General features: G+C 47.2%; 10 protein-coding genes. 3 read left to right on the top strand and 7 right to left on the bottom strand.

The annotated features are described in order from the left end of the window. Nucleotide 1: 1 nt before the first annotated feature. Both K7X24_RS16595 and glyA read right to left on the bottom strand, forming a co-directional pair. Nucleotides 2-1,162 (bottom strand): 3-phenylpropionate MFS transporter, encoded by a 1,161-nt coding sequence (locus K7X24_RS16595; RefSeq protein WP_224555937.1) that lies wholly within the window; start codon nucleotides 1,160-1,162, stop codon nucleotides 2-4. Between the two features lie 237 nt (nucleotides 1,163-1,399). Continuing rightward, complete coding sequence (gene glyA, locus K7X24_RS16590) at nucleotides 1,400-2,653, bottom strand: serine hydroxymethyltransferase (protein WP_039508020.1); 1,254 nt, start codon at nucleotides 2,651-2,653, stop codon at nucleotides 1,400-1,402. Between the two features lie 360 nt (nucleotides 2,654-3,013). On the opposite strand from glyA, the gene hmpA reads away from it, so the two are divergent. Beyond that, on the top strand, nucleotides 3,014-4,204 hold the full coding sequence (gene hmpA / locus K7X24_RS16585) for an NO-inducible flavohemoprotein (protein WP_039508024.1): 1,191 nt from the start codon (nucleotides 3,014-3,016) through the stop codon (nucleotides 4,202-4,204). Nucleotides 4,205-5,487: 1,283 nt separating this feature from the next. Here hmpA and K7X24_RS16580 read toward each other — a convergent pair. Continuing rightward, nucleotides 5,488-10,278, bottom strand: a complete 4,791-nt coding sequence (locus K7X24_RS16580) for a hypothetical protein (RefSeq protein ID WP_224555935.1) — start codon at nucleotides 10,276-10,278, stop codon at nucleotides 5,488-5,490. A gap of 700 nt (nucleotides 10,279-10,978) precedes the next feature. On the opposite strand from K7X24_RS16580, the gene paeY reads away from it, so the two are divergent. Both paeY and pemA read left to right on the top strand, forming a co-directional pair. Further along, complete coding sequence (paeY, locus tag K7X24_RS16575) at nucleotides 10,979-12,637, top strand: pectin acetylesterase PaeY (RefSeq protein WP_224555933.1); 1,659 nt, start codon at nucleotides 10,979-10,981, stop codon at nucleotides 12,635-12,637. Nucleotides 12,638-12,735: 98 nt separating this feature from the next. Beyond that, nucleotides 12,736-13,842, top strand: coding sequence for a pectinesterase PemA (gene pemA, locus K7X24_RS16570; protein ID WP_039475135.1), 1,107 nt, complete (start codon nucleotides 12,736-12,738; stop codon nucleotides 13,840-13,842). 325 nt (nucleotides 13,843-14,167) lie between these two features. On the opposite strand, the gene glnB is transcribed toward pemA, so the two are convergent. From glnB to K7X24_RS16550, 4 genes are all read right to left on the bottom strand, one after another. Further along, nucleotides 14,168-14,506: a nitrogen regulatory protein P-II gene (gene glnB / locus K7X24_RS16565; RefSeq protein WP_005970202.1), complete on the bottom strand. Its 339-nt coding sequence runs from the start codon at nucleotides 14,504-14,506 to the stop codon at nucleotides 14,168-14,170. Between the two features lie 136 nt (nucleotides 14,507-14,642). Next, nucleotides 14,643-15,980 (bottom strand): two-component system response regulator GlrR, encoded by a 1,338-nt coding sequence (gene glrR / locus K7X24_RS16560; RefSeq protein ID WP_224555931.1) that lies wholly within the window; start codon nucleotides 15,978-15,980, stop codon nucleotides 14,643-14,645. After that, entirely contained in the window at nucleotides 15,977-16,828 is an 852-nt protein-coding gene (gene qseG, locus K7X24_RS16555; protein ID WP_224555929.1) for a two-component system QseEF-associated lipoprotein QseG, read from the bottom strand. Before qseG ends, glrR begins: the two co-directional genes overlap by 4 nt. Before the next feature lie 18 nt (nucleotides 16,829-16,846). After that, on the bottom strand, nucleotides 16,847-18,283 hold the full coding sequence (locus K7X24_RS16550) for a sensor histidine kinase (protein WP_224555918.1): 1,437 nt from the start codon (nucleotides 18,281-18,283) through the stop codon (nucleotides 16,847-16,849). Nucleotides 18,284-18,413 lie beyond the last annotated feature (130 nt).

Here is an 18,413-nt window from a genome sequence, read left to right as displayed (position 1 = left end):
CTTACGCCTTTTCGACAGCAGTATGGTGGCTGACAGAAGGCCGAATAAACAGGGCCGGAACCGCCAACAGCGCCATCACCCAGAACGTGCCGCCCTGCAGGTGTTCAAACAGAAAACCGGACACCATCGTCATCACCGCGATACTCCCGCCCATTGCCAACGCGGAATACACCGCCTGTAGCCGCAGAATGTCACCACCAGTACGTGCAGCGATAAAGCGCATGGCCGCCAGATGGCACACGGTGAACGTACCGCAGTGCAATATCTGTATCACAATCAGCCACGGCAGAGCCACTGTCGCGCCCATCAAGCCCCAGCGCACCACGCCGCATACGGCCGAGAGCAAAAGAAGCTGTCTCGCACTCCAGCGTCGGAACAGGCGCTGGCTGAAAGTAAAGATGACAATCTCCGCAACCACGCCTAACGACCAGAGATAGCCGATAATCGAGGCGGAATAGCCCGAATCCTGCCAATAAATGACGCTGAAACCATAGTAAGCCGCGTGCGCACCTTGCAGCAGCGACACGCAAAGCAGGAAGCGCCATACCGCAGGTTCGGCCAGCAATCGTTTCCACGGCGTGACGTTGACCGATTGGGCTGTCGACGTTGCCGCTTGCGGCATCACACTGGGACGAAGCAGCATGCCTAATAGCATCACAACCAGCCCCGCGCTGAGGATTGCCAGAATCGCCGGATGTCCCCAGATAGCGACCAGTTCACCCGTTGCAGCAGAAGCGATAACAAACGCTATCGAGCCCCAGACGCGCACCTTGCCATAATCCATCACGACCTGCCGCTGCCAGGTCGCGGCTAATGCATCGGTCAGCGGCACCAGCGGTGCGAAAAACAGGTTAAACCCGATCATCACTATCATCAGCCACAGCCAGGCATTCCCCAGCCAGAAACCGACGGCCAGCGCCAGTGACAGCAACGCCAGCCCACGTAATACCGTAATCAATTTGGACGGATCTTTCACGCTGGGCGTGATGACCAGACTGCCGACGAAGCGCGCCACTAGCCCCGCCCCCAGCAGCATGCCGATGGACTCAGCGGACAGCCCCTCGCCTTTCAGCCATCCGCCCCAAAACGGCAGGAAAACACCATAGCAAAAAAAGTAGGTGAAATAGCTCAGCGCTAACCAGCGCGTCGATTGCAAAACCATGATTCCTCCCTTTCGGTGACGAACTCCCCTAGCTTCGGCACTTTTTTGCCGGTTACTCTTTTTTGCCGATTACTGTGTCAGAGTGCACACGGCGGCGCAACGCGTTATTCGTCATTAAACGCGAACGGAGATCTCGGCCCGCAGGGTGGCGGCCAGGGATGGCCGCCATAAAAAACGCCAGCACTCAGGCTGGCGTTTGGGAAGTGTTCCGACAGTGATGTCAGAGAAAATACCGAATTATGCGTAAACTGGGAAGCGGGCGCAGATATCCAGAACTTTCTGTTTCACGCGTTCAATGGTCGCTTCGTCGTTGATGTTGTCTAAAACATCACAGATCCAGCCAGCCAGTTCACGCACTTCCGCTTCTTTAAAGCCACGACGAGTTGCCGCTGGCGTACCGATACGGATACCGGAAGTCACAAACGGGCTCTTCGGATCGTTAGGCACGCTGTTTTTGTTCACGGTGATGTTTGCACGGCCCAGCGCAGCATCAGCTTCTTTACCGGTCAGGTTTTTGCTCACCAGATCCAGCAGGAACAGATGGTTGCTGGTTGCACCAGACACGACGTTAAAACCACGTGACAGGAAAACTTCAACCATTGCTTTGGCGTTTTTCGCGACCTGCTGCTGATAAACCTTGAATTCAGGCTCCATCGCTTCTTTCAGCGCAACCGCTTTACCCGCGATAACGTGCATCAACGGGCCGCCCTGACCGCCAGGGAAAACAGCAGAGTTCAGTTTTTTGTACAGCTCTTCGTCGCCGCCTTTCGCCAGAATCAGGCCACCGCGTGGGCCAGCCAGCGTTTTGTGCGTAGTGGTGGTCACGATGTGAGCATGAGGAACCGGGTTAGGGTAAACATCGGCGGCAATCAGACCGGCAACGTGTGCCATATCAACAAACAGGTAAGCACCTATGCTGTCAGCGATTTCGCGCATCTTCGCCCAGTCAACCACGCCAGAGTAAGCAGAGAAACCGCCAACGATCATTTTTGGCTTATGCGTACGCGCCAGTTCAGCCATTTCGTCGTAGTCGATCTTGCCGCTTTCGTCGATGCCGTAAGGAATGACTTTATACAGTTTGCCCGACAGGTTAACCGGAGAACCGTGCGTCAGGTGACCACCGTGTGCCAGGTTCATACCCAGAATGGTGTCGCCCGGCTGCAGCAGCGCGGTGTAAACGGCAAAGTTCGCCTGAGAGCCGGAGTGCGGCTGCACGTTGGCATAATCTGCACCGAACAGCGCTTTCGCACGGTCGATCGCCAGTTGCTCAACGATATCAACATACTCACAGCCGCCGTAGTAACGTTTGCCCGGATAACCTTCAGCATACTTGTTCGTCAGCTGAGACCCTTGAGCCTGCATAACGCGTGGGCTGGTGTAGTTTTCTGACGCAATCAGTTCAATGTGCTCTTCCTGACGCACCACTTCTTGCTCCATTGCTTGCCACAGGTCGGCATCATAATCGGCAATGTTCATTTCACGCTTTAACATCCGGATCTCCTGACTCAGCTAACATAAATATACTGGAAATTAATGGCCCATTTGGGAATTGGGCTACCCTTTTGGGGAATGGCGTATAGTGTAAACCGTTTTTCCCTAATGAAGATAGGTCTTGACAGAGGTTTTTACGCAAACGATTAGCTACAGGCAGCACAAGGCTTCAGCAAACATCTGTTGCGCAGTGGTAAACGGATTTTTCTTCATTCTCAACCTGCTATTTCTTCATGTTATTCCCTTTGGCTCCGCCTAAAAACCCCTACCACCAAAAAGGTAATTTACAGCAGCGGACAAACCCAATAAGATGCATATAAAATACAACTTATAAATCATACCAATAAATAAGGAGTCACCATGCTGGATAACCAAACTATCGCCATCGTTAAGTCAACCATTCCTCTGCTGGCAGAAACCGGTCCAAAACTGACCGCACATTTTTACGATCGCATGTTTACGCATAACCCTGAGCTCAAAGATATTTTTAACATGAGCAACCAGCGCAATGGCGATCAGCGTGAAGCGCTGTTCAATGCCATTTGCGCTTATGCAACGAATATTGAAAACCTGGCCGCGCTGCTGCCTGCGGTTGAGCGCATCGCCCAGAAGCACGCTAGCTTTAACATTCAGGCCGATCAGTATCAGATCGTGGGTAATCACTTATTAGCCACGCTGGATGAATTGTTTAGCCCAGGTCAGGACGTACTGGATGCCTGGGGTAAAGCCTATGGCGTGCTGGCGAATGTCTTCATTCAGCGCGAAGGCGATATCTACCGCAGCACAGAAGCGAAAAACGGCGGCTGGAGCGGTGTGCGACCTTTCCGTATTGTGAACAAGCAGCCGCAGAGCTCGGTGATTACCAGCTTCACACTGGAACCTACCGACGGCCAGCCTATTGCTGATTTTCAGCCGGGCCAATATCTGGCGGTTTACATCAAGCATGACAGTTTTGCCAATCAGGAGATTCGCCAATATTCTCTGACTCATGCGCCAAATGGAAAGTCCTACCGAATTGCGGTTAAACGTGAAGCACAAGGCACCGTTTCCGGCTATCTGCATGATACCGCTCGCGAAGGCGATATCATTCATCTGGCGGCTCCGCACGGCGATTTCTTCCTTGATATCCCAACCGACACACCCGTTGCCCTGATTTCCGGTGGCGTGGGGCAAACCCCAATGTTAGGTATGTTGCATACGCTCAAACAGCAGGGTCATCAGGCGAAGGTGCTATGGCTACACGCGGCAGAAAACGGCACTGCGCATGCATTTGCGGATGAAATCGAGCAAACAGGTCAGTCACTGCCACAGTTCCAGCATCATATTTGGTATCGCGAACCGCAGCAGGCCGATCGTCCGGGCGAAGATTATCATCACAGCGGGCTGATGCAGTTGGCCTCGTTAAAAGAGGAATTAACCACGCCAGATATGCACTATTACCTGTGCGGCCCTGTGGTTTTCATGCAGTTTATCGCACAGCAGTTGCTGGCTATGGGCATCCCCGCTGAGCAGTTGCATTACGAATGTTTTGGTCCGCATAAAGTTGTCTAACCCTCATTGATAACGGATCAAACCCAAAGGTCGCTTTTGCGGCCTTTTTTTCATCTTTCATAATCGTGCCTTCCCAGAAACACTTTATCGATCACAATTTTATATGCTGATACATGAGCGCAGTTTGGATACCTAAAATTATTGTACGGTTAGCCAGTTTTTTTTAAAAGCACGCAACGGAAAAGGAAATGCCGTTAAGCAGTCATTTAAATAGTCAAAAATAAACCTGCCAATTTGGTTTAGTAGAAAAACCTCAATACATTACTCAGCTACTTCCGAGACTATCGGCACCACGAGCGCTATCTAATATATGAACAGCATGATTTAGGCCACGTAGAAATAATGGAGTATACTGTTCCAACACTGGCGACTGGCAGTAACTCATTTTATTATCGAATTCGATGAGCGCTTGGGCGCTCACTTTTAATAAGTAAGCAACTATACGTTATTACTGACAGACTCGGAAAAACTTACTGTTAGAAAACCTTCATCATCAATACGTCTATAATTATCGTAAATATAATACGTTTGATGATACTAATTTCACAACTCCATCATCAACATGGTAATTATATATTTCAATTTCAACGGGAATTTTCTTCTGAGATACAGATTCTCTACAAATGCAAACGGTAATAACCGTTACTGGATGCTCAATCTCTTTTAATTCCCTCATTAAATTACTTAGCATTGGATCAACTAATTCATGAGATAGCTTATTTTTAACAGTAATAACATCTATTATTGGAAAATAGGGATGCTTTCTCGCAGAACGGTTATAGTCAATGGCTGTACCTTGTTCTATATCACCATCAAATAATTTAAGTTATCATCTCTAACCTCTCCCATTTCTGGATTAGAGAGACTAGTGATTGATTTAACATCCGTATATATGTGTGGGCTACCATCCGTTTTTATACTTCCTACACTAAAATCAGAGTGGGAAACCTGGGAGTTAAATTCCAAATAGGGAATATTAACAACATCCACGCCGAGATATTCCAACCTTTTTCCATAAGGTGCCAAAAATTCAATTAACCCCCCTCAGGAACTGTGAATTTTATTTTCAAAATTGTTGCATCTCCATGTGCAGTAAAAAACATTCTTTCTACTGGCTTAACTACTTGATTCTCATCTCTCTATGAATATAAATTGAAATCGCCACCAAATTCTCTTTTCGTGACGGCGGCACCATCTTTAGCATTAATTAGCATATGAGGGCCCCCTGACTAGTTATGTCATGAAACATCTCGACTCTATCATTTCTTAACCGACTATATCTCTCACCTTAGTGAGTATGACTTATTTTCTTTCAAGGCATTACCATTTTCACGAGAATAAAAAACACTTAACTCATCGATAGAAATTAATTTTTCCTTTAAATAAAGTTCATAATCAACCTCCCATTCATTATTTTCACTTAACCTTAAAGGAGCATCAGACGTATAACCACCGACAAGACGCCACGCACCAATAATAGGATCAAACTTTGCTTTAAACTTACCATTTTTATCTATTATTTTATATCCCTCACCAATAACATCAGTAGTTGTAGTTACAGGTTTGGCGAAGTTATGCAAATCAGAATAAAACCCTTTAGAATTATTATAATCATTGATTATATCATACGCTATTTTTTCTTTATTTGATTTTATAAAACCAACAATTCCGATAGGGTCAGCAATAGTTATCATTATTTTTTTTAACTGAAATGCAGATAGTGTCGCAATAGAACCCCATACTTTTTGGCTATCAGCCAAAACAGCCTCCGCTAGCTTGATACCTCGAAGTCCACTACGTCTATAATAAAAAGCGGTTTGTGCAATGCTCTTCATACCCTGACTACTCACTTTATAGAGGCTAAGACCCGCACTAGTTAAAAGATTCGTAATACAAAACGCATCCATTATAATACTATCAGTATCATACTGGTGATACTTATCCGTTAAACCACCATATATTTCACTAAAAAAGGGGAGAGTAAAACCGGCAGCTTTAGCAAGCACTGATGGGTTATCCATGCTGTCTTTAAAATTACTTGCTGAATAGATAATATATTTCCTTACTAGTGATGATATTGCATCCCTGAGTTGAATAAAATTTTTACCATGAAACTCTTGAAAATAGTCTACCCTATGAATAATACTTTCATATCTCTTGTTAGGATCGGTTTGTATTATATGCTCCTCGCCAAAATACTCACCATTCACAAAAGCATCGTATTGTCTTTCAAAACCAAATCGCGAATTTTCATCTAAGGAAAAATAACCCCCTAGATCCTTTGAATTTAAATAACGAACCTGAATATTCCCAAAGAAAGAATTAATTACCAGATAATTACCAGAATGACATTCAATGAAGCCATAAAATCCAATGTCTGGGTGAATTTGCTTTCCGTAATTACGTTTTATCTCACCTCCGCTATGATTATAATATGCCACGCGTTTTGGTGGCAATATCAAGTCTTCTAAAGGAAGGTTTTTTGCGTTAAGTAGAATCGTATTTGAAAAAATTTTCGTATCATAATCAACCGATCCATTATCCTGATAATTACTAAATTGATCTGTATACATACGCCTTGAGGAGAAAAAACTCCCGGGTAGAAAATCCTCCAAAGGTACGTATTCTTCAGGTGCTAGAAATTCAGTAAAAAAAACCCTCCCTAAAAATTCCTTTCCTTTTTTATTATAATGCTCCATCATTTCAAGTAAATTATAATCTCCTTCCCTGTGATCGTGTTTGTAAAATATATACGCAGCAATAAAATAAATAATATAACCCCTATCATCTTCGACTCCTTGGGGAAAAGCTCTCGCGTAAATTTCACCTGCATTTTTCATTGCTATATCTATATCAAGCAAATCCCCTCTCCCCTCCCATGACATATCGTCATCAATAATAAAAGGGTGAATTACATTATATAATTCATTTAAATAACCAAGATAGTTACAATGTAATATTCTATATGAGTTCCTTTTAATATCGTCCTCTGTATAATTCCCTAAACCTTTCGATGATAGAAATTGTTTACTATATGCCTCGAATGAAATCTTATTGTTCCTATCTGATCCCTCTATCTGGTGTGGTGCATTATCAAATTCACTAACCACCTCGTTTATAATTTTAAAGTTATGTTCAATTAACGACCTTTCTTTTTTTAATGAATCAAATTCAGATTGGAGCATCTTTAAGTCAGCTCTTTCATTATTTATTTTAACACCCCATCTATCATTTATTTCTGATATTTCCCTCTGAGCATTCTTATTACTTTTCACCAGAAATGGTCGAGCGCTGATAACAATGAAAAGAGATATTCTACTTGTCTCATATCGTTTCATTTTTTCCAGATATACAATTCGTTTATTTTTATTTTCAATATCTCTGGAAATTTCAGAGGTTTTATTATCTATGAATTTTACACCTAAGATTGCCTGGTTATAGAAGGACTCATCCACCTTAGATGCCTGAGCCAAATTTAGTATGTTTACAAATTTACGCTTAAATATTATATCTTCACCATTGAAACAAATTTCACCAGCATATGAATTTATTGATGACAACTTACCTCCCAACACCATCAGAATAAACAGTGCAACGGCTTCCTCTTTTTCCGAATCCAAAGCCAAATTAGAGATATATTTTTTTATCTTTTTTATAAATAGACAAAGAAATTCATCATAAGTCTTTTCCCTGTTTTCCACAAAAGCCGATTCAATAATTACATCTAATTCAGGAATTATTCCTGATATATCATCAATAAATGGAAAATAGTATTTTTTAATTTTCCCCAAGCTAGGTTCAAATAATCCATCTTCGTTTTTAATATAAAAAAAACCCTTCTCACTCATCCCCCAACCAATATTCCGATAAAACTTAACCGACAAAAGCTCCTCATTTCTATTTACAATCTCCCCAAAGCCTTCAGAGTCTATTCTACACAAAAAAAACTCACCATTAACATTCAGAATTGATTCATTTTCAGTCATTAACTCCCTGATAGAACCCTGATCCTTCCACCCATCAGAGAGTATTTCTTTGACAAAGAAATAGACATCGCTGGCTCTTCTCAAACTAAGATAATTAAATGCTCCTATTATCGGACCTCTCGTAAAAATAAATGGACTTGCGATTTCATCATCAAAATCATCTCTGATTTTATGGTATGTATCAAATTCCATGTCTGATAATTTTTTAATAATATTCTCGTCATTTGAAATAAATACATTTTTAACTCTCCAATGAAAATCGGCAATAACATCAAAATAATTTTGAGATGGAGTTCTAAATAATGACTCACTCATCAAACGAAAAAAAATCTCGTTTAGATCGGCGTAATACTCACTAGAATCACAGCCAATAATATCGTTAATGATAATTTCAGAAATAAAACCAAGACTGCGATTCATTATTTTTTTATTATCAAAATCAATTTCTATCCTTGATTTTCCGTGCTGTCTACATGGTGCATTAAATTTTAACTCAGCATTACCATTTAAGAATAGCTTCGTTATTTTAACATATCCATACTGAGTCTTTAAAACAGAAGCGTCAGTTAAAATAACTGAATCTGCATTATCTCCCAGTGGTGGAAGTTTTTCTGTGGGAAAGGTATATAACTCTATCTTATTTTTATAAACTAACCAGTCAATCAAACTTGAATTTTTATTGAGTCTCTTTTTGGTTAAAAGAGCTAATTGTGATAATTTTTCGATTCCCCGCTGCGTTTTAGGTTGTTGCCCCCAAATCCTATCCCGCAGCAATTTCCCACCCACGATAAGCCCAGTCAGGCCGGCAGCCAGGCCAGTAGCAATAACAGTTTTGCTTTTCAGAGCCTGCATGTATGGCACGGGTGCAGCAGCAGTTGCCGTTATCACCAAGGGGAGCAAAGTATCTCCACTATCCCGACCTGCTGCTGGTGAAGACATTGGCATTTCAAGTATATCTGTATGTACAGCTAAGTTCTCAGCCTTTTTAGTCAGCGGCTCAGGATAAGCAATCGCGTCACATTTCGTATTGAAGTGCGCGGCGGTGACGATCTTTTCGTTTGTCTGCTGACGGGTTTTAGTTTTCCGAGTCGCACAGTACAACAGATCAGAAAGACTGCTTTCCTGCCGGAGTTTGTCCATCGCCAGAAAGTGTGCCTGTTCAGGCACCGGAAGGTGATAATTATTCCTGGATGCTGAGACGGGGTTGCCCCGCACTGTCGCTCGGAAGTAAGCCCCTGGATTAGTGGTTGAGTTTGACAAAAATGCGGTGAACAGTGGTGCAGAGGAAGAACAAAGAGCAGCCGTATCGCATACATCTTCGGTCATTTCCACCACGGTATCGACCTCAAAAGCAGGGACATGTCGGGATGGTTCGGCATTTTCTGGCATTTCACCGCCGGACAGAGGACTGCGCGCCATATTTCCCAGCGTATTCCAGTAATGGCTCGTACGGATAAAAATATTAGCTATAAAGGCAGGAACCTTAAGCAAACCACGCTGAGGAGCACTCTCGTCTTTCATCCAACGTCTGGCTACGATGGTTGTAACCGCAAGGGCTGTAAACAGACAGGTAGATAAGTGATTTTCCTCGTTGCCCAGAAAATGTTGCAGAAAACTCTTATCAGCCCAACTGGTGACTGTCTCTCTGATAAACTCCGCCAGACGGGAAACGATATTAATATCATCAGGAAGACACCATGATGCCAGTCCGAGGGCATGCAATACCGCAGTATCAATGTTCCGTTGTTCTGTAATGGCGGTATACAGGCTGTTTGCCGCGATAACGAGGCTAATCGGGGTGCCGGGAAGTATTTTCGAAAGGCAGGCGGAAAGCATTTTGCTCTCACAGTGTTCCCCCAGAGTGCGGATCAGTTGTTGAACACTACGCCGACAGTCTTCAGTAAATGGGATCAGGGTATCTGTGGGGGGAGCATGATGACTTTCACAGGCGTCAAACCAAGTATCTTCCATCTCAATGTAGTCGATGGCGTCAAACCAGCTATCCGACGCTTCCGGACTTGGACTACTGGTGGATTTCAACGTTATGCTGACTGATGAGAGGTCTGATGTTAAGTCAGTAAGTAACATCATTTTTTCCTAAAATGGCAAATTGTTACCTTATTTTCGTCAGACAGAAATAGTTTTGCTATCAAGAAAACATCTTTATAGAGAGTCTGTATACGGCATACCTGCGAAGCACTGTAGCCTGTGGCTTCGCCATTTAATTGACACTTAGTTTCTTAAACTAGAGGTAGTACAGTACTTTCAGCTACCGCCCCCAGTCAGCTTATTTACCCTGGCATTTATCCATAGTGTGCGCCCTGCATGTATCGCTATACACCAGCGTGAAATTATCCGCCTGAGTACAAAAAAAACTTTGACGTACAATAATTTTCGATATCCCCCCGACATAAGTACTCCGCTAAAAAAGAGGTGGGTCACAGACAAGTAAATATTATTAAAATAACATTTCATTTTTAATAAGTGATTACTTCATCACAGGCCTGCATTTATGCCCTTAATAATTCGAGTGCTAGACAAAATGTTAGCGTTTTGAACAACACAAAGCATTGGTACACCAAAGCAAGTATTTGAACGCAGTTAACGCACATGCAACTTGAAGAATGACGGATATAGGCATCGCCCTTGAATCAGCTTGGGTGCACAATAAAATCCCGACGTTCTCGCTAAAGGCCGTGACAAGAGCGATAAAAAATAGCGACCTTCCTTTGATAACACCTGGGTTCATTAACCGTTTTCGACTAACCAACAAGGGATATGTCTGACCATGGCAAAACGTTTTTCAGAAAGTGTAGCTTTAGCGCTGATACTTTCCGCCCCTTTCACACTGGTACACGCTAAAACTCCCATCGCGGCACACCAGACCGCCGCACCGGACAGTGTTAATTTACTGTCAGGTTCAACGCTGGGTGAAAAAACCGGCTTATCCGGTCATGTCACGGTACGGGATATTCATCTGCCTGCCACCATCATTATCAGAGACCAACAGGGCCAGAAACGGCAGACACAGACCGATGAGCAAGGAAAATATCACCTTGATATCTCTGGCCTCACACCGCCATTACGTCTTTTAGCCGTCGAATCTGGCGGCAATAACTGCCTGCTGAATAATATCTCCCGTGCAATCTGCCTGTCCGCTGTCGCCCCATCATTGCATGACGGTAAAGAGAATATTGCCAATATCAACCCGCTGACTGACCGCATTACTTCCGATATCGCAGTAGCAGCAGGCTACATTGGTCCACAGCAGCTAACAGACGATACGGCATCACCGAAACTGGATGCCGCAGCATGGAAAAAAGCCTACGCTGATTTTCATGCAGGCTTTAATGACGCGCTAAAACAGGTGGGTGTCAGTGCGCCCAAGAGTTTCGATCCTCTGACTTACCCCGCGACTCAGCAGGATGCGGTCACCAAAATCGTCAGCGTCATTAACCACAACCGCAATTATCACAACAATACGGGTTACTCCGGCCATACCGTGCTGACTGACAGCGCATTTCACCCGATTGTTGGCCTGAACGACAAAGGCGACTATGAGCCGCTGGATTATCGCGCTGCACGTCAGAATCTGGATGCGATTAAGAAAGCACAAACTCGAATCTTTATCGTCGGCGACTCAACTGCAGCCACCTATGAAAAGGGGCGCTTCCCACGTATGGGTTGGGGACAGGTTTTTGAACAACAGTTCAGTAAAAATAGCGGCGTAAAAGTCGTTAATGGAGCACGTTCAGGCCGTAGCTCACGCGACTATTTCTACGAAGGCTGGTTCCGCCAGATGCAGCCGCTGATGAAGGAAGGTGATTTCCTGTTTATCCAAATGGGACATAACGATCAAAACTGCAACGGGGCGAAGGCGGTACGTGGCCCAGCCGATGTCGCTAACCTCTGTACTTACCCGAACGATGCGGCAGGGAAAAAACAGGCCCCGCAGGGGAAAGCCGATATGTCGTTCCAGACATCGCTGGAGCGCTACATCACTTTTGCCCGCCAGCACAAACTCACACCGGTTCTGCTTACCCCGACCACCCGAGTGAAAACAGCTGAAGGCAAAGATGGCACGCCTGCCGTACATAGCCACTTCACCAAGCAAAATGCAGATAACGGCTACGCGTTTATCGGCGATTACAGCCAGACCATCAAGAATACGGCAGCAGATAACAAGGTGATTTTACTGGACGTTGAGCCAGCCACTATCGCGCTGGCGAATCAGGGCAACAACGACCACTGGAAACAGTACTGGCTGGTGATCGATCCTAAGCAATACCCTTTTTATCGCGATCAGGCGGGTAGCCTGAGCAAGCCGGATACCACCCATTTTCAGAAAAAAGGCGCTATCGCCGTGGCAGGGATTGTTGCTGATGCCATCCGGCAGGAACCCGCTTTAGCGTCGCTGGCGGAAAAAACGACCAGCAAGCACAAATAGTCATCAGTCAGGTAAAACGATAAGACCGAATCGCGCGCGGCGTACTTAAGCGCCGCGCGTTATGTACCCTTCCCTATACCAATTAAAGGACTATGGACATGATAGACACCTCACACCTCTGCAAGACGCTGACCTTAGCCATGTTAATTTCCGCCCCTTTATCGTTAGCACAGGCAGCCGACTACAATGCGCTGGTTTCCGCCCAATCAGGGGACGCCAAAGCCTACAAAACCATTACTGAAGCGATTGCCAGCGCCCCAGCAGACAGTTCGCCATTTGTTATCTATGTGAAAAATGGTGTCTACCATGAGCGTCTGACGATTACGCGCCCCAACATTCATCTAAAGGGCGAAAGCCGTAACGGCACCGTGATCACCGCGACCACCGCAGCCGGGACGCTCAAACCCGATGGCAGCAAATGGGGAACTTACGGCAGCAACACGGTGAAAGTCGATGCGCCTGATTTCAGTGCCCGTTCGCTGACCATCCGCAATGATTTCGATTATCCTGCCAATCAGGCTAAAGCCAGCGACGATCCGACCAAACTAAAAGACTCGCAGGCCGTTGCGCTGCTGGTTGCCGAAAATAGCGATCGTGCGTGGTTTCATGATGTCAGCCTGGTCGGGTATCAGGACACGTTATATGTGAAAGGCGGACGCAGCTTCTTCTCACAATGTCGAATCAGCGGCACCGTTGACTTCATCTTTGGTGACGGCACTGCATTATTTGACAATTGCGACATCGTCTCACGCAACCGCACCGACGTGAAAGGTCAGCCGCTTGGCTATCTCACCGCACCCAGCACGGATATTAAGCAAAAATATGGATTGGTCATCACCAATAGCCGGGTGATTAAAGAGAAAGGCGTCCCCGCGAAAAGTTATGGACTGGGTCGACCTTGGCACCCAACAACGACCTTTCCAGATGGACGTTATGCCAACCCTAATGCCATCGGGCAAACGGTGTTCCTGAACACCAGCATGGATGATCACATCTATGGCTGGGACAAAATGTCCGGTAAAGATAAACAAGGTGCGACAATCTGGTTCTATCCACAGGATTCACGCTTTTTCGAGTATAAATCCAAAGGCGCAGGTGCAGAGAAAAACGATCAACGCCGTCAGCTAAGCAACGCGGAAGCAGCAGAATATACGGCAGACAAGGTGTTGGCGGGTTGGGTTCCCACTGCGCCTAAAGGGAAGTAAGTGTGGAGAAGCCAGCCCTCATCAGGCTGGCTTCTATACTCGTCATATTTCAAGTTGCATGTGCGTTAGCTTCGTTCAAATACTCGGCCCGTCGTGGGCCTCGCCCTAAAGGGCCGCTGAAAGCAGCGTTCAAATCTGCTCCCGGCAGATTTGTCACCCGAATCACTTACCTGAGTAAGCTCATCGGGATTCCCTCTCTTGCCGCGTTACGATGCTCATAAATGAGCATCGTCCTAAAGGGCTGACGCTTCGCATTATTCAAAACGTTAACGTTTTGTCCTGAAACTCGAATTATTTAGAGTATAGAGCGATACTGGCGAAACGATTAAATCGCTTCTTCGTCTTCTTCGCCGGTACGGATACGGACAACGCGTGCCACATCAAAGACAAAGATTTTACCGTCGCCGATTTTACCCGTCTGCGCGGTCTGCGTGATGGTTTCCACACAGGTATCGACGATATCATCTGACACGACAATTTCGATTTTTACTTTTGGCAGAAAATCGACCATGTATTCTGCGCCACGATACAGTTCGGTGTGGCCTTTCTGACGACCAAAGCCTTTAACTTCCGTTACCGTCATCCCTGTGATGCCCACTTCAGCTAACGCTTCACGTACATCGTCCAGTTTGAACGGCTTAATAATCGCATCAATTTTCTTCATGGAGGAACCTTTGTGTTATCTATGTTGCGGCCAAAGCCGAGCATCAGCAAGTGAACAGCATGTCAGAACTCAGGCGGACAATCCATCCATATCCACCCGGCATCACGCTGCAGGCGTGCTACCCGCTCTCTCTGCGCTAGTCTTTAAAATCGTTGGCATCCAGCTCATGGCGGCCCAACAGTTTATAAAATTCCGTTCGGTTACGCCCAGCCATTCGCGCGGCCTGCGTCACGTTACCCTTTGCGATCTGTAATAGTTTTCGCAAATAGTTAAGCTCAAACTGATGACGTGCTTCAACAAACGTTGGCAGCGCGGTGTTTTCACCTTCCAATGCTTGTTCAACCAACGCATCGCTGATCACTGGCGCGCTGGTCAGTGCCACACACTGTTCGATGACATTCACCAGTTGACGCACGTTACCCGGCCAGCTTGCCGTCATCAAGCGCTTCATCGCATCGGTTGAGAAGGTGCGCACAAAAGGCTTGTGGCGATTGGCGGATTCGCGCAGCAGATGGTTTGCCAGCATCGGGATATCTTCAGCACGTTCATGCAGCGCTGGCAGTTTCATATTCACCACGTTGAGCCGATAATAGAGATCTTCGCGAAATTCGTTCTTCTCCATCGCCTTCGGCAAATCACGGTGCGTGGCGGAAATAATCCGCACATCAATGTCCAAATCGCGGTTGCTACCCAGCGGGCGGACTTTTCGTTCCTGCAGAACGCGCAGTAGCTTAACCTGTAAAGACAACGGCATATCGCCGATTTCATCTAAAAACAGCGTGCCACCTTCCGCCGCCTGAAAAAGCCCTTCACGGCTGCTGACCGCACCGGTAAAAGCCCCTTTCGCATGGCCGAACAGCTCCGATTCCAGCAATGGCTCCGGCAGCGCGCCGCAGTTAATCGCAATAAAGGCTTTCTTCGCACGCGGGCTTGCCGCATGAATCGCCTGAGCCAGCACTTCTTTCCCGGTCCCGCTCTGACCATTAATCAGCACGCTGACGTCCGACTGCGCGACCATTCTGGCCTGCTCCAGCAAACGCAGCATAATGGGGCTGCGCGTCACGATGGTTTCACGCCAGCTTTCATCGCCCGCGGGGGCGGACAATGCCAACGCTTCGTCTATCGCTTTGTAGAGCGCATCACGGTCGACGGGCTTCGTCAGAAAGCTAAATACGCCTTGCTGCGTAGCCGCAACCGCATCGGGAATGGAACCGTGAGCGGTTAAAATGATCACCGGCATCCCCGGCTGGTAGCGCTGAATTTCGGAAAACAGCGCCATGCCATCCATTTCGTCCATTCGGAGATCGCTGATCACCAAATCGAACATCTCGCGCGTTAACAGCCGTAGCGCCTCCTGGCCGCTCTCCGCCGTCATCACGCTAAATCCTTCACTGGTCAGACGCATACCCAACAGTTTCAGCAGGCTGGGGTCGTCATCCACGAGCAATAAATTCGCCGTTTTTCGGGCTGTCATTGTCTTGTTGACTCCTTCTTCCTCGTCGCGTTGTCCGTATGTGATTCCATCGGCGGCGTATAGGTATCATCCGCATCAACTGGCTCATTTCTGGATTTCGTTGCCGAATTGCGCGAACCGTCTTTGTTTCCGCTACCGCTATTCGCACCGGAACTACCGCGACGATCGCCGTCGCTATCCGGCATTTCCCCCGACAGCTGCTTACGAGACGACAGTTGACGCTCAATATCCGTCAAATTTTCCAGTTTCTGCGTGGTCGTTTCTAACTGATATTGCAGGTGGCTTTGCTGCACACGCAGGACGTCTAGCTGTTTGTCGCTGGATTCCTGCAAACGCTTATAACGCAGGCGCTCATCTGATAGTGCCAGAAACAGCGTTTGTCTGTCACGCCAGGTTTGCATCAGCGGGCGCAACGCCGCAGGGAAAGCCAGACGATATAAATTGATCTGTTCCAGCACCTGACGGCGTTCCGCCTGAGTGATACCAGCATTATCCAGCAGGATGCCCTGCTTAAACACGCTGTCCCAGCTATCTCCCGCAACCTGCCCGGCTTCCTCACGGGCCTGGAACTGCGTCAAACGCCCGGCACAGTCCATCGCCCGCAGCCAATAAAGCGCGTTGTTCATGGATTCACGATCGTCTATTTGCCACAGATGCTCGCATTGCGCGATACGGAAATCGGCAACCTGCTCTTTCGGCGGTGTAGCCTCTGCCTCAAGCAACGCCGTGCCGCTGCTCACATGGCTATTACACGCAGCCAAAACGAGAGGCGACGACACAATCGCCGCCGTCAAAAGACGGGAAAATACGCTATTCGCAAGCCATCCCTTCATAAACCCTGCATTCATTATTTATTCATTCTCGGACTATTCGTTATCGGACAATAAGGGCAGCTCGATGCGGAAACACACATCAGCATAGTCCACGGTAATTAGGCTAAGCTCACCACGCATACGACGAATGCAATCACGCGCGATGCTCAACCCCAGCCCACTTCCCTTGACGGCACCACGGCGCTGATGGCTGCCCTGATAAAAGGGCTCAAAAATCATGCTCCGCTCTGCATCGGGAATAGGCGTACCATTGTTGGCGACATCAATCTGAACGCGATTGCCAATCTGACGGCTATAAATCCAAATGTTACCGGATTCCTTACCGTAGTGCACCGCATTGGAATAGAGATTATCGATCACTCGCATCAGCAGTGTCGTCTCCGCCCAACAGTGCTCAACGGCCAGCGTCACATCGGTATGAATCATTTTGGCGCGGGCAGGCAAGCTGTGAGAGGCCACGACAATCTCGACGATCTCTTCGATTTCAACCCGCTCCAGCTCGGTCGGTGTATCCGCCAGCTTGCGATTATAGTCCAACAGTTGATCGATCAGCTGTAGCAGATGGCGGCTGCTGCTATCAAGAATAGTGACCACCTCTTTCTGATCGGCAGTCAGCGGACCGACCACCTCATCGGCCAGTAATTCGGTGCCTTCCCTTAGGCTAGCCAGCGGTGTTTTCAGTTCGTGGGAGATATGGCGTAAAAATTCATGTCGCTGTGATTCGAGCCAGGACAGACGCTCGCTCAGCCAGATAATGCGCTGCGCCAGCGTCCGGATCTCACGCGGCCCTTTAAACGTGCTGGTGTTACCCAACGATCGCCCTTCTCCAAGGCGGTTGATCATCCGCTCGACGCCATTAACGGGGCCGATAATCATCCGAGTAAAAAGAACCACCAACAGCACGCTGACCAGAAACAAGAGCAGCGCCTGCCAGCCAAAGAACTGGCCGCGTTCAGAAATAGCCTGCTGGAGCTGTTGTCCGCGAGAGAAAACGACGTCACGCGTTACCTGCACCATCTGTCCGTTAGCACGAGAGAAGCCTTCCAACAGACTCGATGCTGTTTGTTCCGGGCCGCTGTTATGGCAGCGTATTTCGCTAAGCTGAGTAAGAAGCTGACGCAGCGTCTGGTAATAGCGGGGATCGGGCAGCACCTGCGCGTGAGAGTCCAGCATTTGCGAATACTGTTTACGCTGGTTTTGATAGAGCGTCGCCAGCGTCTGATCGTCCAATACGCAGTACTGTCGGTAGCTACGCTCCATCGCCAGCGCGACGCTGGTCATCGCCTCACTGCGGCGGGCATCCGTCAGCGTTGTCCGGTTAATCTCCGCTGCCTGTTCGCTCAGCATGTTCAGGCTTTGATAAGCCTGATAGGCCAGCACCAACAGCGGCAGCAAAACCAGCAAGAACGCCATAATCACTAATTGCCGCAGGGAACGCGGGAATAAACGCCATCGTTTCAAAGAAATCATCTCGTTACCTATCGAATCCGCTCTGATGCTAACTGAGTCTTATAAAACTTCAATGTTTTCCCTTGCGGCATGCGCAGCACTTCGCAATACGGCATGAATACCCATGTAACGACGTAAAAAAGTAACGTCG

The organism is Pectobacterium versatile (assembly GCF_020166435.1).
In the GTDB taxonomy this organism is placed as follows: Bacteria; Pseudomonadota; Gammaproteobacteria; order Enterobacterales; family Enterobacteriaceae; genus Pectobacterium; species Pectobacterium versatile.
This window is presented reverse-complemented; position numbering and strand designations above follow the sequence as displayed.

Coding starts and splice junctions, on each gene's coding strand:
- qseG (WP_224555929.1), bottom strand. CDS start 16,828: ATGAATGCAGGGTTTATGAAGGGATGGCTTGCGAATAGCGTATTTTCC.
- K7X24_RS16580 (WP_224555935.1), bottom strand. CDS start 10,278: ATGTTACTTACTGACTTAACATCAGACCTCTCATCAGTCAGCATAACG.
- glrR (WP_224555931.1), bottom strand. CDS start 15,980: ATGACAGCCCGAAAAACGGCGAATTTATTGCTCGTGGATGACGACCCC.
- paeY (WP_224555933.1), top strand. CDS start 10,979: ATGGCAAAACGTTTTTCAGAAAGTGTAGCTTTAGCGCTGATACTTTCC.
- pemA (WP_039475135.1), top strand. CDS start 12,736: ATGATAGACACCTCACACCTCTGCAAGACGCTGACCTTAGCCATGTTA.
- glyA (WP_039508020.1), bottom strand. CDS start 2,653: ATGTTAAAGCGTGAAATGAACATTGCCGATTATGATGCCGACCTGTGG.
- K7X24_RS16550 (WP_224555918.1), bottom strand. CDS start 18,283: ATGATTTCTTTGAAACGATGGCGTTTATTCCCGCGTTCCCTGCGGCAA.
- hmpA (WP_039508024.1), top strand. CDS start 3,014: ATGCTGGATAACCAAACTATCGCCATCGTTAAGTCAACCATTCCTCTG.
- glnB (WP_005970202.1), bottom strand. CDS start 14,506: ATGAAGAAAATTGATGCGATTATTAAGCCGTTCAAACTGGACGATGTA.
- K7X24_RS16595 (WP_224555937.1), bottom strand. CDS start 1,162: ATGGTTTTGCAATCGACGCGCTGGTTAGCGCTGAGCTATTTCACCTAC.